Source organism: Afipia carboxidovorans OM5, from assembly GCF_000218565.1.
Classification (GTDB): domain Bacteria; phylum Pseudomonadota; class Alphaproteobacteria; order Rhizobiales; family Xanthobacteraceae; genus Afipia; species Afipia carboxidovorans.
Map to the genome: position 1 here is coordinate 46,601 of NC_015685.1, position 25,445 is coordinate 72,045.

Annotated in this window: 29 protein-coding genes; 13 read left to right on the top strand and 16 right to left on the bottom strand. The window is 60.8% G+C overall.

Features of this window, described 5'->3' with window-relative positions; translation table 11 throughout:
• Nucleotides 1-195: 195 nt before the first annotated feature.
• The 9 genes from merP to OCA5_RS19035 all read right to left on the bottom strand — a co-directional run bounded on the left by merP (nucleotide 196) and on the right by OCA5_RS19035 (nucleotide 7,218).
• Nucleotides 196-480 (bottom strand): mercury resistance system periplasmic binding protein MerP, encoded by a 285-nt coding sequence (gene merP / locus OCA5_RS17920; protein WP_012564885.1) that lies wholly within the window; start codon nucleotides 478-480, stop codon nucleotides 196-198.
• Nucleotides 481-491: 11 nt separating this feature from the next.
• The gene (locus tag OCA5_RS19030; RefSeq protein WP_013913458.1) at nucleotides 492-869 is read right to left on the bottom strand and encodes a mercuric transporter MerT family protein; all 378 of its coding nucleotides are present in this window, start codon (nucleotides 867-869) and stop codon (nucleotides 492-494) included.
• Between the two features lie 12 nt (nucleotides 870-881).
• Nucleotides 882-1,580, bottom strand: coding sequence for a cytochrome c biogenesis CcdA family protein (locus OCA5_RS17925; RefSeq protein WP_012564884.1), 699 nt, complete (start codon nucleotides 1,578-1,580; stop codon nucleotides 882-884).
• Complete coding sequence (locus tag OCA5_RS17930) at nucleotides 1,577-1,837, bottom strand: glutaredoxin family protein (protein ID WP_013913459.1); 261 nt, start codon at nucleotides 1,835-1,837, stop codon at nucleotides 1,577-1,579. The genes OCA5_RS17925 and OCA5_RS17930 overlap by 4 nt, the downstream gene beginning before the upstream one ends.
• A gap of 3 nt (nucleotides 1,838-1,840) precedes the next feature.
• The gene (locus OCA5_RS17935) at nucleotides 1,841-2,260 is read right to left on the bottom strand and encodes a heavy metal-responsive transcriptional regulator (RefSeq protein ID WP_012564882.1); all 420 of its coding nucleotides are present in this window, start codon (nucleotides 2,258-2,260) and stop codon (nucleotides 1,841-1,843) included.
• A 115-nt stretch (nucleotides 2,261-2,375) separates the two neighbouring features.
• The gene (locus OCA5_RS17940; protein WP_244396112.1) at nucleotides 2,376-3,626 is read right to left on the bottom strand and encodes an MFS transporter; all 1,251 of its coding nucleotides are present in this window, start codon (nucleotides 3,624-3,626) and stop codon (nucleotides 2,376-2,378) included.
• A 1-nt stretch (nucleotide 3,627) separates the two neighbouring features.
• The gene (locus OCA5_RS17945) at nucleotides 3,628-6,081 is read right to left on the bottom strand and encodes a heavy metal translocating P-type ATPase (protein WP_013913461.1); all 2,454 of its coding nucleotides are present in this window, start codon (nucleotides 6,079-6,081) and stop codon (nucleotides 3,628-3,630) included.
• 57 nt (nucleotides 6,082-6,138) lie between these two features.
• The gene (locus tag OCA5_RS17950) at nucleotides 6,139-6,354 is read right to left on the bottom strand and encodes a heavy-metal-associated domain-containing protein (RefSeq protein WP_012564879.1); all 216 of its coding nucleotides are present in this window, start codon (nucleotides 6,352-6,354) and stop codon (nucleotides 6,139-6,141) included.
• 109 nt (nucleotides 6,355-6,463) lie between these two features.
• Nucleotides 6,464-7,218 (bottom strand): IS5 family transposase gene (locus tag OCA5_RS19035; protein WP_148261434.1). Its coding sequence is split into 2 segments (ribosomal slippage): nucleotides 6,464-6,885 and nucleotides 6,885-7,218, totalling 756 coding nucleotides; the frame shifts between segments, so codons are not numbered across the junction.
• 125 nt (nucleotides 7,219-7,343) lie between these two features.
• On the opposite strand from OCA5_RS19035, the gene OCA5_RS17965 reads away from it, so the two are divergent.
• Nucleotides 7,344-7,550 carry a hypothetical protein gene (locus tag OCA5_RS17965; protein ID WP_013913463.1) on the top strand — a complete coding sequence of 69 codons (207 nt, stop codon included), beginning with the start codon at nucleotides 7,344-7,346 and terminating at the stop codon, nucleotides 7,548-7,550.
• Between the two features lie 420 nt (nucleotides 7,551-7,970).
• Nucleotides 7,971-8,858, top strand: coding sequence for a cation diffusion facilitator family transporter (locus OCA5_RS17970; protein ID WP_012564876.1), 888 nt, complete (start codon nucleotides 7,971-7,973; stop codon nucleotides 8,856-8,858).
• Between the two features lie 241 nt (nucleotides 8,859-9,099).
• On the opposite strand, the gene OCA5_RS17975 is transcribed toward OCA5_RS17970, so the two are convergent.
• Both OCA5_RS17975 and OCA5_RS17980 read right to left on the bottom strand, forming a co-directional pair.
• A complete protein-coding gene (locus OCA5_RS17975) occupies nucleotides 9,100-9,555 on the bottom strand; it encodes a hypothetical protein (protein ID WP_012564875.1) in 456 nt (151 codons plus the stop codon).
• A 449-nt stretch (nucleotides 9,556-10,004) separates the two neighbouring features.
• Nucleotides 10,005-10,427 (bottom strand): MerR family transcriptional regulator, encoded by a 423-nt coding sequence (locus tag OCA5_RS17980; protein WP_012564874.1) that lies wholly within the window; start codon nucleotides 10,425-10,427, stop codon nucleotides 10,005-10,007.
• A gap of 136 nt (nucleotides 10,428-10,563) precedes the next feature.
• On the opposite strand from OCA5_RS17980, the gene OCA5_RS17985 reads away from it, so the two are divergent.
• The 3 genes from OCA5_RS17985 to merA all read left to right on the top strand — a co-directional run bounded on the left by OCA5_RS17985 (nucleotide 10,564) and on the right by merA (nucleotide 12,801).
• Nucleotides 10,564-10,938, top strand: coding sequence for a mercuric transporter MerT family protein (locus OCA5_RS17985; protein WP_013913466.1), 375 nt, complete (start codon nucleotides 10,564-10,566; stop codon nucleotides 10,936-10,938).
• 17 nt (nucleotides 10,939-10,955) lie between these two features.
• Nucleotides 10,956-11,243, top strand: a complete 288-nt coding sequence (locus OCA5_RS17990) for a heavy-metal-associated domain-containing protein (protein WP_012564872.1) — start codon at nucleotides 10,956-10,958, stop codon at nucleotides 11,241-11,243.
• A gap of 103 nt (nucleotides 11,244-11,346) precedes the next feature.
• Entirely contained in the window at nucleotides 11,347-12,801 is a 1,455-nt protein-coding gene (gene merA, locus OCA5_RS17995; protein ID WP_012564871.1) for a mercury(II) reductase, read from the top strand.
• Nucleotides 12,802-12,839: 38 nt separating this feature from the next.
• On the opposite strand, the gene arsH is transcribed toward merA, so the two are convergent.
• From arsH to OCA5_RS18020, 5 genes are read right to left on the bottom strand one after another with little or no spacing between them, the layout of a single operon-like run.
• Nucleotides 12,840-13,550 carry an arsenical resistance protein ArsH gene (gene arsH / locus OCA5_RS18000; RefSeq protein WP_012564870.1) on the bottom strand — a complete coding sequence of 237 codons (711 nt, stop codon included), beginning with the start codon at nucleotides 13,548-13,550 and terminating at the stop codon, nucleotides 12,840-12,842.
• 1 nt (nucleotide 13,551) lies between these two features.
• Nucleotides 13,552-13,956 (bottom strand): arsenate reductase (glutaredoxin), encoded by a 405-nt coding sequence (gene arsC / locus OCA5_RS18005; protein WP_012564869.1) that lies wholly within the window; start codon nucleotides 13,954-13,956, stop codon nucleotides 13,552-13,554.
• Nucleotides 13,953-15,008, bottom strand: a complete 1,056-nt coding sequence (gene arsB, locus OCA5_RS18010; protein WP_041559679.1) for an ACR3 family arsenite efflux transporter — start codon at nucleotides 15,006-15,008, stop codon at nucleotides 13,953-13,955. The genes arsC and arsB overlap by 4 nt, the downstream gene beginning before the upstream one ends.
• 2 nt (nucleotides 15,009-15,010) lie before the next feature.
• Nucleotides 15,011-15,538: an arsenate reductase ArsC gene (locus tag OCA5_RS18015; protein ID WP_012564867.1), complete on the bottom strand. Its 528-nt coding sequence runs from the start codon at nucleotides 15,536-15,538 to the stop codon at nucleotides 15,011-15,013.
• Nucleotides 15,531-15,896, bottom strand: a complete 366-nt coding sequence (locus tag OCA5_RS18020) for an ArsR/SmtB family transcription factor (protein WP_012564866.1) — start codon at nucleotides 15,894-15,896, stop codon at nucleotides 15,531-15,533. Before OCA5_RS18020 ends, OCA5_RS18015 begins: the two co-directional genes overlap by 8 nt.
• 124 nt (nucleotides 15,897-16,020) lie before the next feature.
• Here OCA5_RS18020 and OCA5_RS18025 point away from each other — a divergent pair, with 124 nt between their 5' ends.
• The 8 genes from OCA5_RS18025 to OCA5_RS19605 all read left to right on the top strand — a co-directional run bounded on the left by OCA5_RS18025 (nucleotide 16,021) and on the right by OCA5_RS19605 (nucleotide 25,400).
• Complete coding sequence (locus OCA5_RS18025; RefSeq protein ID WP_013913468.1) at nucleotides 16,021-16,344, top strand: ArsR/SmtB family transcription factor; 324 nt, start codon at nucleotides 16,021-16,023, stop codon at nucleotides 16,342-16,344.
• Between the two features lie 49 nt (nucleotides 16,345-16,393).
• Nucleotides 16,394-17,761, top strand: a complete 1,368-nt coding sequence (locus tag OCA5_RS18030) for an FAD-dependent oxidoreductase (protein WP_012564864.1) — start codon at nucleotides 16,394-16,396, stop codon at nucleotides 17,759-17,761.
• Between the two features lie 10 nt (nucleotides 17,762-17,771).
• Nucleotides 17,772-18,953, top strand: a complete 1,182-nt coding sequence (locus tag OCA5_RS18035) for an MFS transporter (RefSeq protein ID WP_012564863.1) — start codon at nucleotides 17,772-17,774, stop codon at nucleotides 18,951-18,953.
• Between the two features lie 534 nt (nucleotides 18,954-19,487).
• Nucleotides 19,488-20,759 carry a divalent metal ion exporter subunit IhpA gene (gene ihpA / locus OCA5_RS18045; protein WP_012564861.1) on the top strand — a complete coding sequence of 424 codons (1,272 nt, stop codon included), beginning with the start codon at nucleotides 19,488-19,490 and terminating at the stop codon, nucleotides 20,757-20,759.
• The gene (gene ihpB / locus OCA5_RS18050; protein ID WP_012564860.1) at nucleotides 20,756-21,703 is read left to right on the top strand and encodes a divalent metal ion exporter adaptor subunit IhpB; all 948 of its coding nucleotides are present in this window, start codon (nucleotides 20,756-20,758) and stop codon (nucleotides 21,701-21,703) included. The genes ihpA and ihpB overlap by 4 nt, the downstream gene beginning before the upstream one ends.
• On the top strand, nucleotides 21,693-22,055 hold the full coding sequence (locus OCA5_RS18055) for a P-II family nitrogen regulator (protein ID WP_012564859.1): 363 nt from the start codon (nucleotides 21,693-21,695) through the stop codon (nucleotides 22,053-22,055). Before ihpB ends, OCA5_RS18055 begins: the two co-directional genes overlap by 11 nt.
• Entirely contained in the window at nucleotides 22,048-25,269 is a 3,222-nt protein-coding gene (locus OCA5_RS18060; protein ID WP_012564858.1) for an efflux RND transporter permease subunit, read from the top strand. Before OCA5_RS18055 ends, OCA5_RS18060 begins: the two co-directional genes overlap by 8 nt.
• Nucleotides 25,266-25,400 (top strand): hypothetical protein, encoded by a 135-nt coding sequence (locus tag OCA5_RS19605; RefSeq protein WP_012564857.1) that lies wholly within the window; start codon nucleotides 25,266-25,268, stop codon nucleotides 25,398-25,400. The genes OCA5_RS18060 and OCA5_RS19605 overlap by 4 nt, the downstream gene beginning before the upstream one ends.
• Nucleotides 25,401-25,445: the final 45 nt, after the last annotated feature.

Consider the following 25,445-nt stretch of genomic DNA (forward strand, 5'->3'; position numbering starts at 1 on the left):
GATTTTTGTCCGCAAGGCATCGCCGTTTGCAATCGAGCCGGATTGTCCTGCGAATTAATAGAGACGTCGCGCACGACGCGTCACAAGACCGATTGCCGACATCAGTAAAGAGGCAGCGATTTCGTTGCGAGACGATCGTGAGCGCCTCAAGAGGCACAAAGGGGCCAAAGCTGGATTATGCCACCCATATGACGTTCAGCGTTTCGGCACCGAAGGAAAGCCAGCGCCAGTCGTCGCATTCGTCAGATCCTTGACCTCTACCCGCGCATCATCGAACACAACGACTGCCGTTTTTTCCTTGAACGAAACGGTGACTTTTGAGACGCCGGAAACCTTCTCGATGGTCTTTTTGACCATGTAAGGACAGGCTTCGCAGTACATGTTGTCCACCACCAGGGTGACGGTTCGTTGCTCCGCCATTGCCCCGCCGGAGGAAACGATAAGCAACCCGAGCGCCAGCGAGGTGGGGAACTTTGTCATTGATCTCTCCATCATGATGTCAGCAAGGGCCAAAGGACGTTGAACGCGATCGCAGCGACAACCAATATCGTCGCGACGACGAGCGCGGGATTTACGAATTTACTCGCCGATCGAATTGAGCATGCTGCATCTCTTTTTTGGTTCGATGAGCGATACCACAGCCAATATCCACACCCAAGACAGGCAACAGCTACGGCAATGAAGTAAGGCTGATAAGGGGCGAGCCGAACCAGCGTGCCTATCCATGAAGCGCTGGCTCCTAAGGTAAAAAGAGGCAGCGGCAGCATGCAGCACGACGACACCGCAGCAGTGCCCAGTAGACCACCCGCCGCCGCGGCATTTTGCAGGCGCGTCACGTCGCGAGGACCATCGGCTTCTCTGCTCGTCATGATGCCAGCCTGTCAAACCGCCAGTTCGGGGATCCAGATGTACACCGCGTTCAACATGTAGAAGCCCATCGCGATCAGCAGCACGCCACCAGCAATCTCGAAACCTCGCCGGTATCGGGCAAGGCGGCTGAGGTTTTCAAGCCAACTGACGGCGAATGCACCGATGGCGATCGGCACGGCGCGGCCGAGAGCGAACGCAAGAAGCAACACCACGCCAAGCCAGACCGACCCGATTCCCGCCGTGACACCGAGCAACACCACCAAGGTCGGCGTGCAGATAGGGCACACCGCGATGGCGAACGGAATCCCGAGAAGGAATGCTCCCCACGCGGCGGCTGGGCGGCTTGCTCGAAAACCGAACGACGGCAGCGGTATTCGAAGCCAGCCGACCCACATCAGGCCCAGGATGATCAACAACGGCCCGAGAAAAAGCCCCCAGCCTCGTCCAGCGATATCCGCGGCCCATTTCCCGCCCAATCCAGCGATCAGGCCAAGAACCACATGGGTGAGAACCATGGCCAGGATGAACATGGCGCCGAATAGGAATGCCTGGCCCTTGTCCCGTCCCTTGGTGACGTAGGCCAGCGAAACCGGGATCGAAGCCAAAGCAACCGGATTGAAGCTGAACACAAGCCCGGTCAGAAACGCGACGCCCGCGGCGGCGACGCCCACATGCTCCACTGCCAGCCGTAGCGATTCCGCATTCATCATTCGCGCCCTTTACTTCGCTCGATCAGCGCCGTGCGCAGTTGCGCTACAGTCGGCATTGACGTGAAAACGAGTTTTCCGTCGACCGCGATGGACGGGAGCGTCAGCACGCCGAGTTCGACCGCATAATCGAGTTCATCGAGAACATTCAGTTCTCGCCACTCCAGATTTTTCACCGTTTTCTGGGCGGTCGTGCGGAGCCTGGCGTGCGCGGCGATGCATTCGGGGCAGCCGGGGGTATAGAACATCTCGACTTTCATGGATCAATGCACCGGTGTCTTGACCTTGGCTCGTTCCAAAGCGGCGATAATCGTGCACTCGTTCACTGGCTGGGTTTCGTTCGCACAGTCGGCAATCAGTTGATCGAGCGCCTTGGACATCGCCTTCATCGCGCGAATCTTGCTTTCGATCTGCAATTTCTTCTCGACGGCCCGGGTGCGGACGTCGCCGCAACAAGCCTTGTCGCGTCCCCGCAAGACAAGGAGGTCGCGTATCTCGGCGAGCGTGAAGCCGCAGTTCTGGGCATGCTTGATGAAGCGGATGCGCCGTGCCGAGTCCTTGTCGTACAGCCGATAGCCTGCAGGACTCTTCCCTGCAGGCTCGACCAGGCCTTCCTGTTCGTAATAGCGCAAGGTGTCGTTGCTGACGCTTGTGAGGGAAGCCAATTTGCCGATTGTGAACATGCAGTTTCTCCAGCATGTATTGTAGACTGCGGAGTATACTCCAGGGTCAAGCGCATCGTCGGGGTATCGACCCTGCCGCACGAAGGTCTGGATATGGTATCCTGGCCAGCCTGCATCACCCTTGGGTGGACTTCGTTGGGCGCGCGGACGGGACCTCGGAACGGAACAACACCAAGGACAACAAGGCGAGGGTCATCTCGACGACTGCGAACACGCCCAACGCGGCCGCGAAGCTATAACGGAGCAGTTCGCCGAAGATGAGGCTACCGAGACCGAACCCGACGAAGAGCATGAAGACGTTCAACCCCATCGCCTGTCCGGCACGTTTGCCGCCGAGCGAGGTAACTATCCCTGCGAAAAGCGGTTGGGTCATGTCGTAGCCCAGGGACAGCACCATCGCGACGACGGGGGCGAGGACCATCGGGAAGCCGAGCATCAGTGCCGCCGCGGCAACAGCACTCAACAAAAGGCCAACGGGTATCAATCTGGCACGGCCGAAGCGATCCGCCGCCCGACCGATCAGCGGCCCCATGAGGAGGCCGGGCACGCCATAACCGAGGAGCGCGAGGCCAATTCCGATGGGCCCGACGCCGTATCGCTGTTCGAAGTACACGCCAAGCCAGGTGAAGACGCCGGAATGGAACATCGAGTTGACGAGGACATAACCATAGGTGCGCCGCCCACGCGGCGTCCCGAGCAGATCCTTGTAGCCGCGGACCAGATCCCGGAGCGTGGCGGTCACCGATTGAGCCGTGGCGGCAATGACGGATCGATAGGGCAGAAGGACAAGCAGGAGCGCCGCGCCGACAGCCCCGACCACGACGAACAAACCTTGCCAGCCGACGAACGGCACAATCATCGCGCCCAGCGGCGAACCGAAGGCCATGCCGCCTGCCATCGCGCCGAACAGCCAACCGAGCGGTCGGCCCCGCTGTTCGTAGGGATACAGTCGTCCAACCAGCGCCAACGCGAGCGGAACGACGCCGCTTGCGCCGATTCCCGTCACGATCCGCCACAGTGCGAGCTGTTCGATGGACTGCGCGGTTGCCGTCAGCATGGTGAGCGCCGAGAAAGCCGCCAAGGACACGAACATCACGCGGTGGATTCCGAGCCGATCCGCCAGAATGCCGTATGCGAGGGTCGCGATCCCATAGGGGATCAGGTATGCCGGCACGATGAAACCGACGGTTTGGACCGAGGTTCCGAAGGCGTTCGACAGGGCCGGTATGATCGGCGCCACCATGTAGGCCTGAAAGAAGATGACGAAGGTCGCCGCGGCAAGCGTCCGGAGGAGACGCTCGCGCCGCCGAGCGTCGATCGCGTCCGCCGCCACTCGCTGCACTTTCACGGGATCATCCTGTGCCATGTTACGCCGCCGGCGATGTTGCGCCAGCAATCGGACGCCCGACACTCCGGATCGCATCAAAAAAGAGCCGCGGCGTTCCCCATAGCGAGTTGATGAAAATCGCAGTGACGCTGACGGCCATCGCCACCATCGCCCACACTGGATGGATCAGGCCGGTGGCGGCCAGTGGAATACCGAGGCCGTTGAAGAGAAAGGCGAGGGCGAAGTTCTGAACCATCTTGCTGTAGCTCCGGCGGCTGATATCGCGGGCGACCGGAAGCGCATCGAGACGATTGGACAGGATGATGATGTCCGCCGATTCGATCGCGATATCGGTGCCGCTGCCCATGGCGATGCCGATATTGGCCTGCATGAGGGCGGGGGCGTCGTTGATGCCATCGCCGACCATCGCGACCCGACTGTTGATCTGAAGCTCCCGGACCATTCTGGCCTTGTCCTGGGGCAAGACTCCGGCGTGGATCTCGTCGATGCCAACGTCCCGACCGACCCGCTGTGCCGCGCGCTCGTTGTCACCGGTGACGAGGATCGTCCCGAGACCTGCCTTACGCAATGCAGCGACGGCCGAGACGGCGTCCGGTCGGAGTGCATCGCCCAAGGCAACAATACCCAACGTGCGCCCATCGCGAGCGACGGCGATCACGGTGCGTCCTGAGGTCTCCAGGCTCTCGATGTCGTCTTGAAGAGGCGTGAGGTCGATATCCCGGTCGGCGAGGAAACGCGGACTGCCGACGTGGACCTCGCGGGCGTCGATGCGTGCGACGATGCCCTTTCCGGGGAACGCCTCGAATGATTCAACGTCGCGAGGCGTTGCGCCGTGATCGAAAGCCGCCTTGATCACCGCCCGTGCCAGCGGGTGCTCCGACGATGCCTCGGCGGCGGCGGCAATAGCGAGCAGTTCTTGTTCACCTACATCCACGGCTCTGATCTCCCGCACCGTTGGACGACCCTCGGTGAGCGTGCCTGTCTTGTCGAGGATGATTTGCGTCACCGTCCGGAAGCCCTGGAAGGCTTCGCCAGTCCGCATCAGGATGCCGTGTTCGGCGGCCTGACCGGCACCGCGTACGATGGAGAGCGGCGCTGAGATGCCAATGGCACATGGGTAACCCATCACCAGGACGCTCAGACCAGCGAACACCGCACGTTCGACGTCCACAGAACCCGTGCCGAGCCAGGAGCCGATGAGCCAGCCAATGAAGGCAAGGGCGGCGATCAACAGAACGGTCGGCGTGTAGACCCGTAGCACGCGATCAACCAGATGAAGAAGACCGGGCTTCAGCGCCCGCGCGTCCTCGACATGACGGATCACTTGATGCAGGAAGCTGCCTTCTCCGACCGCCGTGATCCTCAGCAGGAGGGTGCCCGTGCTGTTGACCGAGCCGCCGATGACGGAGTCTCCCGCGGTCTTCTCGATCGGGACGGCCTCGCCGGTCACCAATGATTGGTCAACGCCGGAATGACCGTCGACCACCGTACCATCTGCGGGGATGCGCTCGCCGGGGCGAATCCGCGCAAGATCGCCGATCCTCACCTCATCAATCGGCAGTTCCAGTTCCTCGGTGCCGCGCACGACGCGGGCGGTCTCCGGTTGCAGGTCCAGCAGGCGCTTCACCGCCTGCGAACTTCGCGTCTTCACGATGAGCGAAAGCCACTCCGAGAAAATATGATAGGTGCCGACCATCACCGAAACGGCGAAGAAGGCCGCGGTGGGATAGCCGGGCCGATCGAGGATCAGCCCGATGACACCGCCGGCTATCCCGGCGAACGCGCCGATCTCCAGCAGCACGTGCTGATTGAGGATGCCACGGCGCAGCGCCTGAACCGCCATGTAGAGAATGTGCCGCCCCACTCCGAAGACCAGCATCAGAGCCAAGGCACCCGCAAGCCAAGGTGCCGCGTCCGTCAGATATCCCTGCAGATTGAGGTAAAGCAGGCTCAGCGCCATGACCGTTAGGCCCAACGCGGCACCGATGGCGGTCCACAATCCGCTTGATCGCAACACCAGGAAGACAAACCCTCCAAGACTGAGGCACACCATGGCCGGAAGAAAGCCGATCCAGCCCACGGCCGGATCGGCAATGATGGGAATTGCCGCGACACTGAGAACAACCGCGAGAACGAAACGCCGGGCCTCGCGCACCAGATCGCGCTCTTCGTCTTCGAAGGCCCTGAGCTTGCGGGGATCGGAAATCGTGTAGCCGATGTCGCGCAACGTTTGGAGCAGATGTTCGGGACGCGCAATTGTTGGATCGTACTCAACCAATGCCTGTTCATGCGTCAGGCTCACGGCTACCTTGTCGACGCCGGGCATGCGAGCGAGCGCTTTCTCGATGGTGCCGGTGCAAAGCGAGCAATGCAGGCCGCCGATCCGGGCGCGAATCTTTCTGCGATTTGGCCGCGTCGACGGCTCCTCTGTCCAAAGCCCGGATTGGGAGGCGGTTGCGGTTGAAAGAGCCATCGGAGTCTCCGTGGGCACGCGTTGAAACGGGAAAACGAGATGGGTCCGTAACGAAAATTAATCGCGTGCCACGACCCGAAAGCCGGGTTTTTGAATCGTATCCACGAGCCGTTCCTCCTCGATGGATTGGGGATCGTAGAGCACGCGTGCCGACCCCTCGTCGAACGACACCTCGGCCACTCGCACCCCGGGTTCCTTTTCCACGAGTTTTTTGATCGTGTTGGCGCAGGCGTCGCAGTTCATGCCTTCGATTTTGAATGTCGTCGTTTTCATCCGATGCTCCAATTTGAGATATTGCGGTATTGGAGCGATGCTAACCCTTGGAGGTACCTCCTAGGTCAATCGGCTAAAGGCGTCGTTTTCTAGGGTCAGGACTCATTGATCAGAGCCAGAAGATAACAGTGGCTGCGATGCAGATGGCGGACATGAAGGTGTGTGCGCATCGGTCGTAACGGGTGTGGATGCGCCGCCAGTCCTTGAGCCTGCCGAACATGTTCTCGATCTTGTGCCGCTGACGATAGAGTTTGCGGTCATGTTCGATCGGGTTTTTGCGGTTCGACTTCGATGGGATGCAGGCCATGATCCCTCGTTCGGCGAGAGCTCGGCGAAACCAGTCGGCATCGTAGCCCTTGTCGGCAAGCAACTGGCTAGCGGGCGGCAACGCATCGAGCATCAACGCCGCCCCCTTGTAGTCGCTCATCTGGCCTTCGCTGAGCAGCATGACGACGGGGCGCCCCTGACCGTCGCAGACGGCATGCAGCTTTGAGTTCAGGCCGCCTTTCGTGCGCCCGATACGTCGGGGAACAGGCCCTTTTTTAAAAGGCTGGCAGCCGTGCGATGCGCCTTCAGATGCGTCGCATCGATCATCAGGCGAGATGGCTTACCAGCCTTGCGCGCCAGTTCGGCAAAGATCTTGTTGAACACGCCGAGACGGCTCCAGCGCACGAACCGGTTATAGATCGTCTTGTGCGGACCATAGCCGGGTGGCGCATCGCGCCAGCGCAAACCATTTCGGATGACGAAGACGATGCCGCTGATCACCCGCCGGTCATCAACCCGCGCAATCCCGTGCGACAATGGAAAATACGGTTCGATCCGGCGCATCTGCGCCTCCGATAGCAGCAAAAGATCAGTCATGGCGATGCCTCCCAGCATCACCATTGAATCAATCCGCCAACCATCGCGCAACAAATTTAATGGGTCCTGAGCCTAGGGGCTGCACATGGGCTTTGAGCGACGTTCGTTTGTCACGCTGGTGGCCGATGCGTAGCCACCTCGAGTTGTGGGGGACTGCGTACGGCTTCTTCAATCCATTGACCGGCATGGCGATGCCCGCGGCCGGTGTTATTGTCAGTGCACTTTGGGACATCGCCGGGCCGAAGGTGACGTTCCTTGCGGACCGCGGCTTCACAACGCTTACGCTCGCCGGAGCCGCCGCCATAGGCGCAAAAATTGCGCGGACTACCTGATCACCGCGGCGTGGAGTTCCGACAGACTCTGAGTGACCTGATGAGGCACAATGGCTCTTCGCGATCGCGATTGGTGCTTGTTTCTAGGAAAAGACACCGATGAGCATCATCGGACAGGACGCTTTTGCAACTATCGAATGGTGTACTTCATTCGCCCCGGCGTCCCTTGTGGATTGGTCGCGTTTTGCTGGCTGCATCGATCAACGTACCGTTTATCCGATGACGGAAACGGCAGGCTCTGAAAAGTCTCGTCTCAGCTTGGAGAAACAGTAGGTCGCACGGCATGCAATTTGATACTGGCCGTCGCATCAAATGCGACGCAATTGCAAGTGATGCCGACGGGTTGTGTCCCTGTAAGGGGTGTAATAAACGACGCGCCACTGGACCAGCACGAGATGCCGGAATCGTTGAAAGATACCCATGAACCACATTCATACGCTTGCCATCGGCAGCATCGTCGTCGGTTTCGTGGTCCTCGGCCTGAAGTATCTCGCCTATCATCTGACGGGCAGCGTAGCGCTTCTCTCCGATGCCATCGAGAGCATCGTCAACGTGGTGACGGCCGTGGTGGCGCTGCTTGCTATCCGCTGGAGTGCCAAGCCGGCAGACGACGAGCATCCCTATGGACATCACAAAGCCGAGTATTTTTCCGCCGTCGTGGAAGGCGTGCTGATCATCGTCGCGGCACTCTCGATTCTTCGAGAGGCATATTTTGGTTTTCTTGCGCCAAAACTACTGGAGACGCCATGGCAGGGGCTCGCCGTAAACGCGTTGGCGGGCTTCATCAATGCGGGGTGGGCGTGGCTTTTGATCAGTCGGGGCCGACATCTGAAATCACCGGCACTAGTCGCCGATGGACGTCATCTTTTCACCGACGTGATCTCTTCGGTCGGAGTGGTGGGTGGCGTTGGCGTAGCGGCTATTTCAGGTTGGGCCATTCTTGATCCCGCGCTGGCGGCCGCTGTTGCTTTGAACATTTTGTGGTCGGGCTGGGGTCTCATGAGAGAATCGGTCAGCGGGTTGATGGACGAAGCCATCGCTCCGAAGACGTTGGCGCGGATTCGGGAGATCATTTCAACCAAGGCTGAAGGCGCGATCGAGGCGCATGATTTGCGTAGCCGTCATGCCGGACGCATGACATTCATTGATTTCCATCTGGTGGTTGACGGCAGCACCACCGTTTCCATAGCCCACGATATTTGCGATCGGCTTGAAAGGGCGATCAAGCAGGAGATTGGCGATGCGCTGATCACGATTCACGTGGAGCCAGACAACAAGGCCAAGCACTCCGGCATCGTGGTTTTGTGACAGCTCGTTCGCTAACGTTGCGTTAACACATCGCGATGACTGAGCCGTGCCGAAGCCGGTTCTCGGCAGGCCGCCGACCGCTTGACTGCTGGAAGGGCACAGGTGTCGGTTGCGGTCGGCGATCAAGGGATTCCGCGCTGCATTCGTTGCGAAAGCAGCCATGAAGCAATTCAGAAGATGCCCCAGCCCAGCGAGAACGTCGGGGCATAGGCGACTCTCGCCCTTCTCCGGCAACAGCTTCTCAATAGCACACGAGCTCGCGGCGGCCGACGACGTGGCCCCATTGATTTATGTGGCGCCTTCGCACGACATAGCAGCCATCATTGTCATAGTAGTTGTTGTAGTAATAGGGCGCGCCAAAGGCTGCCAGCGCGAACGTGGGGCCGAAGAAGAAGCGGCGATGGTGGAAGCGGTGGTCCGCGAAGAAAGCCCGGTTTGTGGCGAACCCAAAGTGAACGAACGGACGTCCCGCGAATCCGCCCATCCGCAAGCCACCACCATGGAAGCCACCACCGTGGAAGCCACCACCGTGGAAGCCACCACCGTGGAAGCCACCACTCATGCTGCCGTAGAAGCCTCCCATGCCACCGCCGCCGAAACGCGCCTCGGCCGGGCCGGACCAAGTCATCACGCCCGCAGTGACAAACGCAGCAGCAAGCGCGGCAATTGTCTTTCTAATTGTAGGTGTGGAGGTCATGACGTTTCTCCCATCATGAGAGATATCGCCCCCACATAAAATCTTTCACGGGGCAGATAAACCATCAATGAACATCGATTGGCGTCCGCGCGCAACATCACGGGGTTTCATCAAATGACCGTGTTAGTACGGACGGCTACGATCGTTCGAACGATCCGACAACTATTGCCCGAGATCTTCGGGTCCGCGTCATAAACAACGCAAACAATTCTTCTTGCGTGTGGTGATTGCCGCAGAGATCTTATGCATACTCCATTCCACGCCATTGACAGAACGACGCGGCGTTGCGGATTGCGGGCCAACGCGTTGTGTCCCGCCCGAAGATTGCGATGCAGCCTTCACCGAGCCGCTCCCGCCTAACGGAGCTTCCCATCCGGAAGAGCGAGAGTTGACGACATCAGTTCTGAAGCCGCTTTGCTTCATCGCGCTGCGAGAGTCGCGGCCGCGCATCAAGTGGATGACGGCCGCATTTCGAACAGTGCATCAATGATCGGGCAGTCCGGCACCTGATTGCCCTTGCACTGTTTCGCCATGTCCGACATCACTTGTTCCAGACGTCGCAGGTCTGCAATCTTCTGGCGAATTGCAGCGAGATGCTCGACGGTGAGCGCATGCACCTCCCGACAGGTGTAGGTTTGTCCGTCGACCAGATGAAGCAAGCCGCGCAGCTCATCAAGGCTGAAGCCAAGCTCCCGACCTCGACGAATGAAGTGCAACCGTCTGACATGATCTAGCCCATAGATGCGGTAGCCGCCTGGGCTTCGGGCTGGTGCGGGCATGATACCGATCTTCTCGTAGTAGCGGATCGTCTCGATATGGACGCCACTGTGCTTGGACAGAGCCCCGATCGAAAACGCTTCGGTCTGCTTCATTCTTGCCCTCACACACCCGTGAGAAATTCGCGCTTGACCCTGTAGCCACTACAGACCCTAGGTTCACCATAGACCAATTCCGGGAGCGTGCTCAATGACAGTGCGACGCGAGACAACGGTGCTGCCAAGCACGGCCATGACGCCGCCGCGAAAGGGCTTTGACGGCGCGGCGGTGCTGTCGGTTGGCGGCATCCTCGCGGCACTTGGCGCGGCGACCTGTTGCGTGGTGCCGTTTGCACTGTTCGTCGCCGGCGTCAGCGGCGCCTGGATCGGCAACCTGACTGCGCTCAAGCCGTATCAACCCTTGTTCGTCGGACTTGCCGTCGTCTGCCTCGGCGGCGGCTACTATGCCGTCTACCGCAAGCCGAAGGCGGCCGATTGCGTCGAAGGCTCCTACTGCGCTCGCCCATCGTCGAACCGGAACGCCAAGATCGGGCTGTGGGTTGCGACCGTTCTGATCGTGATCGCCGTGGGGTTCCCGTACGCCGCGCGCCTCTTCCTCGATGCCTGACCACAAGGAGATGATCCATGAAGATTTTGCCCTTCGTTGCGCTGACCGCAACCCTGTTCTCGTCCGGCGCTGCTTTCGCTACTGAGCAAACCGTGACGCTGAATGTCGCCAACGCCACCTGTGAACTCTGCGGCCCGATCGTAAAAGGCTCGCTCAGCAAGGTGTCCGGCGTGCTCGATGTTCAGATATCGGAGGCGGATGGCGCCGCGATCGCAAAGGTACGTTTCGAGGACAGCCGCACGAATGTCCCCGCACTCATCACGGCGACCACCAATGCCGGCTATCCCTCGCGCATCGTGCAATAGGGCCGCGTCAGTATGACCGTCGCGAAACTCTTCGTCATCGGCGCGGGGAGTGTGCTTCCCGCGGGCCTTCTGCGGCTGACTGCTGCAGGATGGACGCGAACACATGAAAGTTGAAGCCATGAATGACTGCTGCGCTTCGCCTGCGGGCAACGGCAATGACCAATACGATCTTGTCGTCGTCGGCGCCGGATCGGCGGGCTTCTCGGCCGCAATCACCGCGGCGGGGCAGGGTGCGCAGGTCGCGCTCGTCGGGAACGGCACGATCGGCGGCACCTGCGTCAACATCGGCTGTGTGCCCTCGAAAACGCTGATCCGCGCTGCTGAGACCGTGCACCACGCCAATATTGCATCAACCCGGTTTGACGGCATTGAAAGCAGGGCGCGCATGGTCGATTGGGCCGCACAGATCGCCCAGAAGGATGCGCTGGTCGCGAGTCTCCGTCAGACGAAGTACGCCGACCTTCTTCCAGAATACAACAACGTCGCCTATCGTGAAGGCCAGGCGCGGCTGGTCGCGGGAGGAATCGATGTGGGTGGTCAGCGCCTCGTATCGGATCGCATCATTATCGCGACCGGCGCCCGGCCCGCACTGCCCGCCATTCCAGGCCTCGCGGAGGTTGTGCCTCTCGACAGTACGACCGCGTTGTCGCTGACGGAACTACCGCGCTCCATGATTGTGCTGGGCGGTGGCTACGTCGGGGTCGAACTTGCACAGACCTTTGCTCGCGTCGGTGTCGCGGTGACGCTGGTCTTCCGCAGCCGCCTTTTGCCCGAGGCCGAGCCGGAGATCGGGCAAGCGCTCGCGGGCTATCTGGCCGATGAGGGCATCACGATCGTGAGGGGCGTGACCTACGATGTTGTCCGCAAGACCGATGACGACGGCGTCGCGCTCGCGATCACCCGGAATGGTAGTCCTGAGATATTGACCGCCGAGCGGATTCTTGTCGCTACGGGGCGCACCCCGAACACCGAAGGCCTCGGGCTTTCTGAAGCGGGAGTCGTGCAGACGTCGTCCGGCGCGATCGTCGTCGACGACCGTATGCGTACCTCGAAGGCAGGCGTCTATGCGGTTGGCGACGTGACGGGCAAGGACCAGTTCGTCTACATGGCGGCCTATGGTGCAAAGCTCGCGGCCAAGAATGCGCTGAACAGCAACAGCTTGCGTTACGACAACACCGCCATGCCCGCCGTTGTCTTCACGGACCCTCAGGTGGCGAGCGTCGGTTTGACCGAAGCGCAAGCGCGTGCTGCCGGGCACCCCGTGCGAACTTCAGTGCTCTCGCTCGATAACGTGCCGCGTGCGCTCGCGGCCCGCGATACGCGGGGCCTGATCAAGCTTGTCGCGGATGGGGCAACCCGCAAGCTGCTGGGAGCGCATATTCTCGCGCCGGAAGGCGCCGACAGCATCCAGACGGCGGCGCTCGCCATCCGCTGTGGGCTTTCGATCGACGATCTGTCGGAAATGATCTTCCCCTACCTGACCACCGTCGAGGGTTTGAAGCTTGCGGCGCAGACGTTTGACCGGGACGTGAAGAAACTCTCCTGCTGCGCCGGGTAGCGACGGGGATATGCCGTCTTCACATCGGTTCGCAGTCCTTACACTGCCCGGTCGAGGTTCAATCGCTTCGCGAGTTTTTCGACCGCTTCTTTGCGCTCGCTGTAGCGGTCCGTGAGATATCCGGAGACGCCGCGCGTCAATAGCGTGAATTTTACAAGCTCTTCCATGACATCGACGATCCGGTCGTAATAGGATGATGGCTTCATCCGACCGGCCTCGTCGAATTGTTCATAGGCCTTGGCGACCGACGACTGGTTGGGGATCGTGATCATGCGCATCCATCGGCCGAGAATGCGAAGTTGGTTGACGGCGTTGAACGATTGAGAACCGCCGCAGACCTGCATGACGGCCAGCGTCTTGCCCTGCGTTGGCCGTACTGCGCCGATCGATAACGGAATCCAGTCTATCTGGGCCTTCATGATGCCGGTCATCGCACCGTGGCGCTCCGGACTGCACCAGACCTGACCTTCCGACCAGGCCGACAGTTCGCGAAGCTCCTCGACCTTCTCATGAGTCGCCGTGGCGTCGTCTGGGAGGGGAAGGCCGGAGGGATCGAATATCCTGGTTTCCGCGCCGAAGGTTTGCAGGAGACGGGCGGCTTCCACTGTGGCGAAACGACTGAACGAACGTTCGCGCAACGACCCGTATAGCAGAAGAATTCTCGGCCGATGGGTTGGCATCGGACGATGTAGCAATTCCGGATCGAGAATGGCGAAAGCGTTGTCGTGGATGTTTGGCAAATCTTGCATTTCAGTCCGCATTGATGATTTCACCGTCTTCCTTCACGAACCGTCCGATATGCGGGTTCGGAAGAATGGACAGCACTTCTTCGGAAGGACGGCACAGCTTGACGCCCTTGGATGTCACCACGATGGGGCGGTTGATCAGGATCGGATGAGCAATCATGAAGTCGATCAAATCGTCGTCGCTCCACTTGGAATCCGCCAGACCGAGGGCGTCGTAAGGCGTTCCTTTCTGCCGAAGCAGGTCGCGAGGGCATATGCCCATGCGGGCGATCAGTTCAACCAGCTTCTCGCGCGATGGCGGTTGTTTCAGATATTCGATCACTTCCGGTTCGGCGCCGCTTTGGCGAATCATCGCCAAGGTGTTGCGGGACGTTCCGCAATCTGGATTGTGGTAGATGGTGACGCTCATGAGCGAACCTCAGCGCTTTTGGCTTTTTCGGGTAGGCGCGATTCGTACCAACCGCGAGACATCTGTACGATCTTCACGACGGAGAGCATGGCAGGCACCTCCACGAGGACACCGACGACCGTGGCGAGGGCCGCTCCGGAATTGACTCCGAACAGGCTGATGGCCGCCGCCACGGCGAGTTCGAAGAAGTTGCTGGCGCCGATGAGCGCCGCGGGTGCGGCCACGCACCACGCCACGCCGAAGTGCCGACTGAGCAAATAGGCGAGACCTGCGTTGAAATAGACCTGAATCAGGATCGGGATTGCGAGAATCGCGATGATGGTCGGTTGTGCAACGATCTGCTCGCCCTGGAAGGCAAACAGCAGGATCAGGGTGGCGAGGAGGGCGATCAGGGACAGCGGCTGGAGTCGGCTCAGGGTCCGAGTGAATGCGGCCGAGCCGACGTTGAGGAGTGCGCGTCGCCAAGCCTGTGCGATGATGACCGGAACCACGATATAGAGAACTACCGACAGCAACAACGTTTCCCATGGCACGGTGATGGAAGCCACGCCGAGGAGCAGGCCGACCAGCGGCGCGAACAGGAACACCATCAGGAGGTCATTCAAGGCGACCTGGCCAAGGGTATAATGGGGTTCGCCGCCCACGAGATTGGACCAAACGAAAACCATCGCCGTGCAGGGCGCCGCCGCCAGCAAGATCAATCCGGCGATGTAAGACTGGATCTGGTCGGCCGGGAGCATCGGCGCGAACACATGGCCAATCAACAGCGTCCCCAGCAACGCCATCGAGAACGGTTTGACCGCCCAGTTGATGAAAAGCGTGACGCCGACGCCGCGCGCGTGCGCCGTGACCTTTCCCATGGCGGCAAAGTCGATCTTTAGCAGCATGGGGATGATCATGAGCCAGATCAACACGGCGATCGGCAGGTTCACTTTCGCGATTTCGGCACCTGAAACCGCCGCAAAGAAACCCGGCATCAAATGGCCCAAGGCGACACCGACCACGATGCAGAGTGCGACCCACAAAGAGAGATATCGTTCGAACGTGCTCATGATCATGCCACGCGCGGGCGGCCCGACGTCGAGCCCTCAGAGTTTCCGATGTCGCGAAGTTTGGTGCCGAGCGCCATCGCATCGATCGAGCCGAGGGGCAGGGCGGTGAACAGCGCAATCCGGTTCTTCATGTAGCGAAAGGCGGCAACGAAGGCGGCTTCCTTCTGGATGTCGGTGCCTTCTACGGCTGCGGGATCTTCGATCCCCCAATGCGCGGTCATTGGCTGTCCCGGCCAAACAGGGCAACTTTCCCCGGCGGCGCTGTCGCAAACCGTAAAGACGAAATCCATGACCGGTGCATCCGGAGCGGCGAATTCTTGCCAGCTCTTCGAACGCAAAGAATCCGTTGGATAGTCGAGGCTGGCCAGCACGCGCAATGCAACCGGGTTGACGGCTCCCTTCGGTTGGCTACCTGCGGAGAATGCGCGGAAACGGCCGCTTCCGTCCTTGCGCAGAATGGCTTCGGCCAGAATTGAGCGGGCGGAATTGCCCGTGCAGAGAAACAGGACGTTGTAGACGCGGTCAGGCACGAGACTTCTCCTTCTTCGTCGGAGGTGGACAGCAAGGGACGAGGCTTTCGAAAATGGGCGCACAAATTTCCTGGCGGCCGCCGCAGCAGTCCTGCAACAGGAAGACGGTGATCGCCTGAAAGGTTGTGAGGTTCACCCGGTACACGATCGAACGGCTGTGCCGCTCGGACGTCACGAGATCGGACCGGGTCAGCACGGAAAGGTGAGCCGAGAGCGTATTCTGCGGCACCTCAAGCAATCGCGCGAGATCGCCGGCGGCCAATCCATCGGGCTCGTGTTGTACCAGGACCTGGAAGGCCTGGAGGCGGGTCTGCTGGGCGAGAGCGCCCAACGCCAGAATGGCTTGTTCGATTTCCATATATCCAGACTTATGGAAATATCGAGATTTGTCAACCCGCGCCGGAGAAATGGAGGACATGATATTTCGAATATTCTAGAAATATGGTTTGACTTCGAAAAAGATTCCGGCGCAGTATTTCGGTATGAAACTCATCGACGCCGCATCGCGCCTGGAAGCCCTCGGCAATCCGACGAGGCTCCGGATTTATCGGACGCTCGTTCGGGCGGGGCAGTCCGGCATGCCTGTCGGTCGCCTGCAGGAAAAACTGAAGGTCGCTCCGTCCACCTTGTCCCACCACGTCAAGTCGCTGGTCAGTGTGGGCCTGATCCGTCAGGTCCGGGAAGGGACGACGCTCGTGTGTCATGCAGAGTACGACACCATGCGGGGCCTGGTGGATTTCCTCGTGGCTGAATGCTGTGCCGACGAGGCGACTACCGGATGCAACGGGAGAAAGACGGCTGCGTAGGTTTTTCGGGTCTCATAGTTCGATCATTCCAGAAATACGGAGAGCAGAAATGACGTCGAAAACCGTAGCCGTCATCGGTGGAGGTCCCGTCGGTCTTGCCGCCGCCGCTCACCTGATGGAGCGAGGCATGACGCCGATCGTGCTGGAGGCAGGCGAGCGTGCCGGACACGCGGTCAGACAGTGGCGGCACGTGCAACTGTTCTCGCCATGGAAGTACAACATCGACGGCGCGGCGGCTCGCTTGCTGGCTTCAACGGGATGGAATTCGCCCGATCCGGAGGTGTATGCAACGGGCGGCGAGTTGCTTGACTATTATCTTGATCCCCTTGCGACCAAGACGCCGCTGAAGGACGTCATCAGGACGTCCAGCCGCGTCACCGCGATTAGCCGTGTCGGATTCGACAAGGCAAAGACGAAGGGACGCGAGAGCGCGCCATTCGAAATCCGTTTTCAAAATGGCAAAGGGCCGGAGGTCGTGCGGGCCGACGCCGTGATCGACGTGTCCGGAACGTGGTCCTCCCCCAATCCCGCGGGCGCGAACGGGCTTTCTGCAATCGGGGAGCGGGACTGTGCAAGCCGGATCGCCTATGGAATGCCTGACATCTCCGGAAACGATCGGGAGCGGTATAAGGGCAAGACCGTGGCCGTCCTTGGCGCGGGCCATTCCGCGATCGGTACGTTGGCCGATCTGGCGCGTCTTCGTGACGCGGATCCGTCCACCGAGGTCATCTGGCTCCTCCGCGGTACCGATCCATCGAAGGCATTCGGCGGAGGCGCCAACGACAAGCTGGTCGCCCGCGGCGAATTGGGAACGGCGTTTGCTGGCCTCGTTGTCAACGGCAAGATCAAGGTGGAATCTGGTTTCGGCGCCACGCACGTTTCCGCTTCGGGGGAACGGCTGCGCATCGGGGCCGGGTCGGCCTGCTGCGGCCGCCATGTCATCGTCGATGAGTTGATCGTGGCGACGGGATTTCGGCCCGATCTCTCGTTCCTGAACGAAATGCGATTGCGTCTGGATTCCTCGATCGAGGCTCCCGTCGATCTGGCGCCCTTGATCGATCCGAACGAACACAGTTGCGGGACGGTGCGCCCCCATGGCGCCCGCGAGCTTCGGCAGGATGAGCCGGGTCTGTATCTCGCTGGCATGAAGTCCTATGGACGGGCCCCCACGTTCCTGATGATCACGGGATACGAACAGGTCCGCTCCATCGCGGCCGAGATTGCCGGAGATCACGAAGCGGCCGCTCGGGTCGAACTGGAGCTTCCGGAAACGGGCGTGTGTACTCGGGGTGGCGTCGAGTCCGGCATCGCGTCGTCCGGATGCTGCGGCGGCCCGGTGCCCGCCGACGTGAACGCTTGTTGTGCGGAGGATGCCAACGCAAAGTCCACCGGGAAATCAGGACGCGGTTGCTCGTGAGGGTACACGCGTGAGTCAACGTCAGCTTCCGGTCATTGTCGCCCTCGGGACCACGCAGACGCTCGCGTGGGCGTCGAGTTACTATCTTCCGGCGATCCTTGCCGATCCGATCGCGTACGATCTCGGTATCTCAAGCAACTGGTTCTTCGCGGCGTTCTCGGCCGCGATGGTCATCTCCGGTTTGCTCGGGCCGCGTGTCGGACGTCAAATCGATCTGTTCGGAGGGCGGCCGGTCCTGTCCGGATCGAACGTGATCTTTGCGGCGGGGCTGGCGTTGCTCGGCGCATCGACTTCGGGCTGGATGCTTGGTGTTGCCTGGTTCCTGCTTGGGATTGGGATGGCCACGGGGCTTTATGATGCAGCGTTCAGCGCACTGGGGCGCATCTACGGTGATAACGCTCGGCGTGCGATCACGGGAATTACGTTGATCGCCGGATTCGCCAGCACGGTCGGCTGGCCGCTCAGTTCTTGGGGTTTGGAAACGATCGGCTGGCGAAACACATGTTATGCTTGGGCCGCCGCGCACCTTCTGATTGGGCTTCCTCTCAACCTGCTTTTCCTGCCGAAGGTGGCAGTGGCAAAGCGTGCCGAAGGATCGGCCGTCAAACCGCATATTCAGATTGACCGTCCCATGATCCTGCTTTCCCTGGCATTCGCGGCGGCTTGGACCGTCACGTCGGCGATGGCAGCGCATCTGCCGCGCATCGTCGAGGCATTCGGGGCAACCCCCGCACAGGCCGTGTTCGCAGGGATGATGATCGGTCCGGCCCAGGTTGCGGCGCGCGTCCTGGAAGCAAGCACGCTCGGCAGGTTTCATCCGTTGTTTTCGACGCGGCTTGCCTGCATCACGCATCCGATCGGTGCCTGCGTGATCGGGATCTTCGGAGGGCCTGCCGCTGTGGCATTCGCCTTGCTTCACGGGGCGGGTAACGGCCTGCTCACGATCTCTCGAGGAACGTTGCCGTTGGCGATCTTCGGTCCCGAAAACTTTGGCTATCGTCTCGGGTTGCTTGGCGCGCCATCCCGTGTCTGTCAGGCCGTAGCGCCACTGGGATTTAGCCTTCTGATCGATTCGTTTGGCGGTGGCGTCGTGGTGGCGTCGTCAATGTTGAGCCTGGTTGCTTTCGGCGCGTTGCTGTTCATGCCGATGCCTACGGCCAAATTGGTCATGGACGATGCTCCGGCAAAATGACCGTCTGGAGACTAAGGTCCGCGTCAGGTTCCCCAACGGATTGATCTGATGTGATAGTATTTGTGATAGTATTCGGAAATTCGATCTGCTATTTCGGAATCATGGAACGCCGAACGGTCCAGGGTTTGTCGAGGCTGAAAGCGCCCTACCTTCGTAGGACGACGCTGGTTTTGCTTGCCCTGACGTATCTGTTCGTCGGTCTGGGCCATGTTCCTTTTTGCACAGAGGGAGCTATCTCCGTAAGTTTAGCTTCGGAACTGGGCGCCGCCCCGAGCGACGGCTCGGATAATGGCGGTGCGACGAAGGCCCCCGTCCTTGCCGAGCATTGCCCTGTTTGTACCCCAGCGGTGATGCCGACGCCCGTGCCCGTGGCGTCGCAATTGGAGCATCCGGTCAAGGTCGTTTTCGTTGCGCCTCGACGCTTGCTTGAGGAGCATCCCAAGCTCGATACGCCGCCCCCCAAGCACCTGACCTGAAGACCGTCATCACGCGCGGCTTGCCGCGCGTTGTCTTTACGCGTTTCAGGTTGAGCTTATGCATCGATTCAATGGGGCAGTGCGCATTGCATGCGCATGGCTTGTTCTCACAATTCCAGCTGTGGCTGCGGAGCGGTCGCGTACGATTTCATTGCCGCAAGCCCTGCAAGGGGCGTTGACGGCCAATCCGCGCCTCACCGCTGCCGAGCGGGACGTCGGCATCGCCGGCGGGTTGCGGACTCAGTCCGGGGCGCTGCCGAATCCGGAAGCCTCGTTTGAACTGGACAACGCACTCGGGTCAGGGCCTTACAAGGGAACACGTTCGGCCGAAACCAATCTGCAACTCAGTCAGTTGGTCGAACTCGGCGGCAAGCGCGAGGCACGAATTGCCGCAGGCCAGGCTGGCGTCGGTTCCGCGGTATGGCAGCGGCGGGCGACACGGCTGGAGGTATTGTCCGAGACCGCGATCGCCTTCATCACCGTCATCAGCGCGCAACGCCGGATCGAGATTTTCGACGAACAGATTAAGAGCTTCGACCAGCTAATTCCCCAACTGCAGAAACGCGTCGAGGAAGGCGCGTCATCGCCTGCGGAAACCGAACGTGCCCAAGTCGCGGCCGATCTGTTCCGGGTCGAGCGGGAGCGCGCCAAGACCCAATTGGCGACAGCGCGGCGCGATCTTGCCATCCTGATGGGTGAAAGTACCCCCCATTTTGGCAAAGCGATCGGTCGACTGGCCCTCATTGGGCAGCCGCCCTCGTTCCGATCGGTCGTCCAGGCCATCGAAGCCAACCCGCAGTTGATGCGCTGGACCGCGGTGACCGCGCAGCGCAACGCCGAACTGCTGATCGCGCGCCTGAAAGCTGTGCCTGACGTTCGGTTCTCTGTCGGATGGCGACATTTTCAAGATACCAACGACAATGGTGTCCGGCTTGGTGTGTCAATCCCCTTGCCAATTTTCGACCAAAACCGAGGCAACATCATCGCGGCCCAGGAAAGCCTCGCCAAGACCACAGCCGAGCGTTCCATCAACAAGCTGGTTCTCATCAGCATCGCTGGGCGCGCCTACGACTCGATCAACGGGGCGCTGGCGGAAATCAAGCTGTTGCGCTCCTCGGTCATTCCGAAAGCCCGCAGCGCCGCCGCCACCATCCAGAGCGGCTATGCGCAAGGCCGCTTCACCCTGCTTGAGTTGCTCGACGTGAAGGGCTCGGTCCTCCAGGCGCTGCTGCGCGAGCAGGAAGCGCTGCAAAACTTCCATATCGCCGTCGCGACCATCGAAGGTCTCGTCGGCAACCCGTTCTCGCTTACCCATCAGAGTTCAAGATGATCAAGGCATTCGCCCGTTACTTTATATTTCTCCTGGTCGCCGCCGGGCTCGTCTACGGCGGCTACCGGATGTTGAATCCCGCCACATCGAAGCCGACGCCGACCGAAGCGTCGGAAAGCGCGCACTCCGACAGCGTGGTCCTCAGCGACGCCAAGGTCGATGCATCCGGAATCGAGCTTGCAAAGGCGTCCTCCGGCGTGCTGCGCGACAGCATGTTGTTGAACGGCATCGTGCAACCGAACCAGGAATTGCTGGTGCAGGTGACGCCGCGATTTCCCGGAATCGTCCGCGATGTGCGCAAGCGCATCGGCGATAGGGTCCAGAAGGGCGATGTGCTCGCGGTGATCGAGAGCAACCAAAGCCTGACGCCCTATGAATTGAAGGCATCGCTGGCGGGGACCGTGATCCACCGCCAGATCACGTTGGGTGAGTACGCCTCGGAACAGAAGCCTGCGTTCGTCGTCGCGGACCTGTCGACGGTGTGGGTCGACTTTTCGGTTTATCGGCGCGACCTGAACCGGGTCAGCGTCGGCGACCAGGTGTTGATCGACCCGGCCGACGGCGGATCGCAGATCGACGCCAAGATCTCGTATTTGTCGCCGGTCGGCAGCAGCGACACCCAGAGCGCCATCGCCAGGGCCGTGGTCCCGAACACCGAACAGCGACTGCGTCCGGGCCTCTTCATCACCGGACGATTAGCGCTGTCGGCGAAGAAGGTCGGCGTCGCGGTGAAATCGTCGGCCCTTCAGACGGTCGAAAACAGGACAGTGGTGTTCGTCCGTAACGGCGACAAGTTCGAGGCGCGGAACGTCGAAGTAGGCCAACGCGATCCACATCTCGTCGAGATCACATCCGGCGTCCTCGAGGGCGACGTTTACGCGGCGCAGAACAGCTTCATCGTGAAGGCGGAAATGACCAAGGGAGCGGGTGGCGATGAGCACTGACAACGGCATGATTTTGATCACCGCATTGATCAGGCCGCATATGGAGGGCCACGTCGTCCGCGCGCTTCACGATCTAGCGGATTTCCCCGGCTTCACCTTCGATGAGGTTCGCGGCCAGGGCCGCGGGCGAGGGCAGGGCGGCGCTTACGTCGTGAGCGACGAGGACATCACCTATCACCAATATCTCGAGTTGAGACTGGTGTGCCCGATGGATCAGGCCGACGAGATTTGCCGCCGGATCGAAGCAGCGGCGTGGACCGGGCGAAAGGGCGACGGCGTGGTCTACACGATGCCGGTCAACAGCTTCGCCCGGATCAGGGAAGCCGGAGCAAAGGAGCGCCGCCATGATTGACGCAATTCTTTCGTTCTCCATCCGGCAACGGTGGCTGGTGATGATCGGTGTTCTGCTGATGGCCGCCTTCGGCGCGTGGAATTTCACCCGGTTGCCAATCGATGCTGTTCCGGACATCACCAATGTTCAGGTCCAGATCAACAGCAGCGCCCCCGGCTATTCGCCGCTCGAAGTCGAACAGCGGATCACGTTTCCGATCGAGGTCGCCATGGGCGGTCTGCCGCACCTCGAGAGTACGCGTTCGCAATCCCGCTACGGCCTGAGCCAGGTAACCATCATCTTCAAGGACGGCACCGATATCTATTTCGCTCGCCAGCTAGTCAACGAGCGGATTCAGCAGGCTAAGGACCAGCTTCCCGCGGGTGTTGAGACGGCGATGGGACCGATCTCGACCGGTCTTGGCGAGATCTATCTGTTCACGGTGGAGGCCAAGCCCGGCGCGCGCAAGGCCGGGGGAGGGGAATATACCCCAAGCGACCTGCGCACCATCCAGGACTGGATCATCAAACCGCAATTACGCAACGTGCCGGGCGTCATCGAAGTCAACACTATCGGCGGTTTCGAGCGGCAGTTCCAGGTGCTGCCGGATCCAGCGCAGTTGATGGCCTACAAGCTCAACTTTCGGGACGTGATGACGGCGCTGGCCGCAAACAACGCCAACGTCGGCGCCGGCTACATCGAGCGCAATGGCGAACAGTATTTGGTCCGCACGCCAGGTCAGGTGGCCAACGTCGAGGAAATCAAGGAAATCGTCATTGGGTCGCACAATGGCGTGCCCATCCGGATCTCCGACGTGGCCGACGTCACCGAAGGCAAGGACCTGCGCACGGGCGCGGCGACAATCAACGGCAAGGAAACGGTGCTCGGTACCGCCATGCTGTTGATCGGCGAAAACAGCCGCACCGTGGCGCAAAGCGTGGCTGCCAAGCTCAAGGAGATCGGCAAGTCACTGCCGGACGGCGTGATCGCGCATACTGTCTACGACCGTACGCACCTCGTCGAGGCGACGGTTGCGACCGTCGAAAAGAACCTCGTCGAAGGCGCTTTGCTGGTGATCGTGATCCTGTTCCTGATCCTAGGCAATTTCAAAGCGGCGATCGCCACGGCCTGCGTCATACCGCTCGCCATGCTCTTCACAATCACAGGCATGGTGGAGAACAAAGTCAGTGCCAACCTGATGAGCCTTGGCGCGATCGACTTCGGCATTATCATCGACGGCGCCGTCATCATCGTCGAGAACTGCCTGAGATTGCTGGCAGCCGAACAGCATCGTCTGGGCCGCCTGCTCAGCCGCCAGGAGCGCTTCGAGACCATTCTTGCGGGCTCGCGCGAAGTCATCGGGCCCAGCCTGTTTGGAACGCTGATCATCGCTGTGGTCTATCTGCCGATCCTGACGCTGACTGGTGTGGAAGGGAAGATGTTCACGCCGATGGCGCTGACCGTACTGATGGCGCTGACCGGCGCTGCCATCCTGTCGATGACGTTCGTGCCCGCCGCCGTGGCGCTGTTGGTGACGGGCAAGGTATCGGAACACGAGAACTGGTTCATGCGAGGCGCGCGCCATATCTATACGCCGCTCCTGAGCGCGTCGATCCGCAATCGCGTCGGCGTGGCGGCGATTGCCGCGTTGTTCGTCGTGGTCTGCGGCCTCGCGACCACGCGCATGGGCTTTGAGTTCATCCCGAGCCTCGACGAGGGCGATGTCGCGCTGCAGGCCATCCGGATTCCGGGAACGAGCCTGACCCAATCGCTCGAAATGCAGGCGATGCTTGAGAAGCGGCTGCTCAAGATTCCGGAGGTCAAAGAAGCCTTTGCGCGAACCGGAACTGCAGAAGTCGCGACCGATCTGATGCCGCCTTCCACCTCGGACGGCTACGTCATGCTAAAGCCGCGGAAGGAATGGCCCGACCCGGAAAAAACGAAGGCGGCGGTTGTCGCCGAGATCCAGGAAGCCGCCGAGGAGATCCCCGGGAACGTCTACGAGATTTCGCAACCGATCGAGATGCGGTTCAATGAGCTGATTTCCGGCGTCCGCAGCGATGTCGGCGTCAAGATTTTCGGAGACGATCTCGATCTGCTCGTCCAATCCGCCGCCAAGGTGCAGGCCGTGTTGCAAAACGTTCAGGGCGCCGCTGACGTCAAGACCGAGCAGGCGTCCGGGTTGCCGGTGCTGACGGTCAAGCTCAACCGCCAGGCGTTGTCGCGCTACGGCATCAGCGTCGGCGACGTCCAGAACCTCGTCGAGATTGCGGTCGGCGGCAAGAAGTCAGGCCAGGTCTTCGAGGGCGACCGCCGGTTCGACATCGTGGTCCGGCTCCCGGAACATCTGCGCTTAGATATCGAGGCGATCAAGGCGCTCCCGGTGCCGTTGCCACCGCTCGACAATCAAACCAAGGCGACGCCCGCGGTATGGAACAACTCTGCGCTCGCCCAGATCCGCTACGTGCCGCTCTCCGAACTCGCGCAAATCGATGCGGCGCCCGGACCGAACCAGATCAGCCGCGAACAAGGGAAACGCCGCATCGTGGTCACCGCCAACGTTCGCGGGCGTGATCTCGGCTCGTTCGTGGCCGACGCGGAGCAGCAGATCGAGGCCAAGGTCAAGCTGCCGGCCGGCTACTGGATTGGATGGGGCGGCCAGTTCGAACAGCTGGTCTCGGCGACGCAGCGGCTGACCATCGTGGTGCCGATCGCCCTCTTGCTGATCTTCCTGCTGCTGTTCATGAGCCTGGGCTCGATGGCGGATGCATTGCTAGTCTTCAGCGGGGTGCCGCTGGCCCTCACCGGCGGCATTATTGCGTTATTGTTGCGCGGCATTCCGCTATCGATCAGCGCCGGGATCGGTTTCATCGCACTGTCCGGCGTTGCGGTGCTCAACGGGTTGGTGATCATCACCTTCATCGAGCGGCTGCGCCAGGAAGGTCAACGATTGATCGATGCCGTGCGCGAGGGTGCGCTCACCCGGTTGCGTCCAGTGCTGATGACTGCGCTTGTCGCGTCGCTTGGCTTCGTCCCGATGGCGATCGCGACCGGAGCCGGAGCGGAAGTCCAGCGGCCGCTGGCGACGGTGGTCATCGGCGGCATCATTTCGTCAACGATCTTGACGCTGCTTGTGCTGCCGGCCCTCTATGTCCTGTTCCGGCGCGAGGACATGGAGAACGGAGCTGCTGCGCAATCGCACGCGGCGAACGCCGCGAACGGAGAAGCGCTATGAAATGCGCATTGTTGATGATCGCCGCCTTGTTGTCCGCCGTCCCTGCTTGGGCCGAAGAGTACGAAAAAGGTCCCAACGGCGGTCTCATGCTGGACGCAGGCAAATCCGGGCAGGCGACGTTCAAAAAGTGAGATGCGGATTTGTTGCGGGAGTGAGGGATGTCGAGAGAACGGCAA

Bases quoted from the DNA above. Each gene is read 5' to 3' on its own strand.
- arsB (WP_041559679.1), bottom strand. From the start codon at position 15,008: ATGAGCACGTTCGAACGATATCTCTCTTTGTGGGTCGCACTCTGCATC.
- OCA5_RS17930 (WP_013913459.1), bottom strand. From the start codon at position 1,837: ATGAAAGTCGAGATGTTCTATACCCCCGGCTGCCCCGAATGCATCGCC.
- OCA5_RS19605 (WP_012564857.1), top strand. From the start codon at position 25,266: ATGAAATGCGCATTGTTGATGATCGCCGCCTTGTTGTCCGCCGTCCCT.
- OCA5_RS18020 (WP_012564866.1), bottom strand. From the start codon at position 15,896: ATGGAAATCGAACAAGCCATTCTGGCGTTGGGCGCTCTCGCCCAGCAG.
- arsC (WP_012564869.1), bottom strand. From the start codon at position 13,956: ATGAGCGTCACCATCTACCACAATCCAGATTGCGGAACGTCCCGCAAC.
- merA (WP_012564871.1), top strand. From the start codon at position 11,347: ATGAAAGTTGAAGCCATGAATGACTGCTGCGCTTCGCCTGCGGGCAAC.
- OCA5_RS17940 (WP_244396112.1), bottom strand. From the start codon at position 3,626: ATGGCACAGGATGATCCCGTGAAAGTGCAGCGAGTGGCGGCGGACGCG.
- OCA5_RS17985 (WP_013913466.1), top strand. From the start codon at position 10,564: ATGACGCCGCCGCGAAAGGGCTTTGACGGCGCGGCGGTGCTGTCGGTT.
- OCA5_RS18025 (WP_013913468.1), top strand. From the start codon at position 16,021: ATGAAACTCATCGACGCCGCATCGCGCCTGGAAGCCCTCGGCAATCCG.
- OCA5_RS17945 (WP_013913461.1), bottom strand. From the start codon at position 6,081: ATGGCTCTTTCAACCGCAACCGCCTCCCAATCCGGGCTTTGGACAGAG.
- OCA5_RS18030 (WP_012564864.1), top strand. From the start codon at position 16,394: ATGACGTCGAAAACCGTAGCCGTCATCGGTGGAGGTCCCGTCGGTCTT.
- OCA5_RS18055 (WP_012564859.1), top strand. From the start codon at position 21,693: ATGAGCACTGACAACGGCATGATTTTGATCACCGCATTGATCAGGCCG.
- OCA5_RS19030 (WP_013913458.1), bottom strand. From the start codon at position 869: ATGACGAGCAGAGAAGCCGATGGTCCTCGCGACGTGACGCGCCTGCAA.
- OCA5_RS17965 (WP_013913463.1), top strand. From the start codon at position 7,344: ATGCGTAGCCACCTCGAGTTGTGGGGGACTGCGTACGGCTTCTTCAAT.
- ihpB (WP_012564860.1), top strand. From the start codon at position 20,756: ATGATCAAGGCATTCGCCCGTTACTTTATATTTCTCCTGGTCGCCGCC.
- OCA5_RS17980 (WP_012564874.1), bottom strand. From the start codon at position 10,427: ATGAAGCAGACCGAAGCGTTTTCGATCGGGGCTCTGTCCAAGCACAGT.
- merP (WP_012564885.1), bottom strand. From the start codon at position 480: ATGACAAAGTTCCCCACCTCGCTGGCGCTCGGGTTGCTTATCGTTTCC.
- OCA5_RS17975 (WP_012564875.1), bottom strand. From the start codon at position 9,555: ATGACCTCCACACCTACAATTAGAAAGACAATTGCCGCGCTTGCTGCT.
- arsH (WP_012564870.1), bottom strand. From the start codon at position 13,550: ATGCAAGATTTGCCAAACATCCACGACAACGCTTTCGCCATTCTCGAT.
- ihpA (WP_012564861.1), top strand. From the start codon at position 19,488: ATGCATCGATTCAATGGGGCAGTGCGCATTGCATGCGCATGGCTTGTT.
- OCA5_RS17990 (WP_012564872.1), top strand. From the start codon at position 10,956: ATGAAGATTTTGCCCTTCGTTGCGCTGACCGCAACCCTGTTCTCGTCC.
- OCA5_RS17925 (WP_012564884.1), bottom strand. From the start codon at position 1,580: ATGATGAATGCGGAATCGCTACGGCTGGCAGTGGAGCATGTGGGCGTC.
- OCA5_RS17950 (WP_012564879.1), bottom strand. From the start codon at position 6,354: ATGAAAACGACGACATTCAAAATCGAAGGCATGAACTGCGACGCCTGC.
- OCA5_RS17935 (WP_012564882.1), bottom strand. From the start codon at position 2,260: ATGTTCACAATCGGCAAATTGGCTTCCCTCACAAGCGTCAGCAACGAC.
- OCA5_RS17970 (WP_012564876.1), top strand. From the start codon at position 7,971: ATGAACCACATTCATACGCTTGCCATCGGCAGCATCGTCGTCGGTTTC.
- OCA5_RS18060 (WP_012564858.1), top strand. From the start codon at position 22,048: ATGATTGACGCAATTCTTTCGTTCTCCATCCGGCAACGGTGGCTGGTG.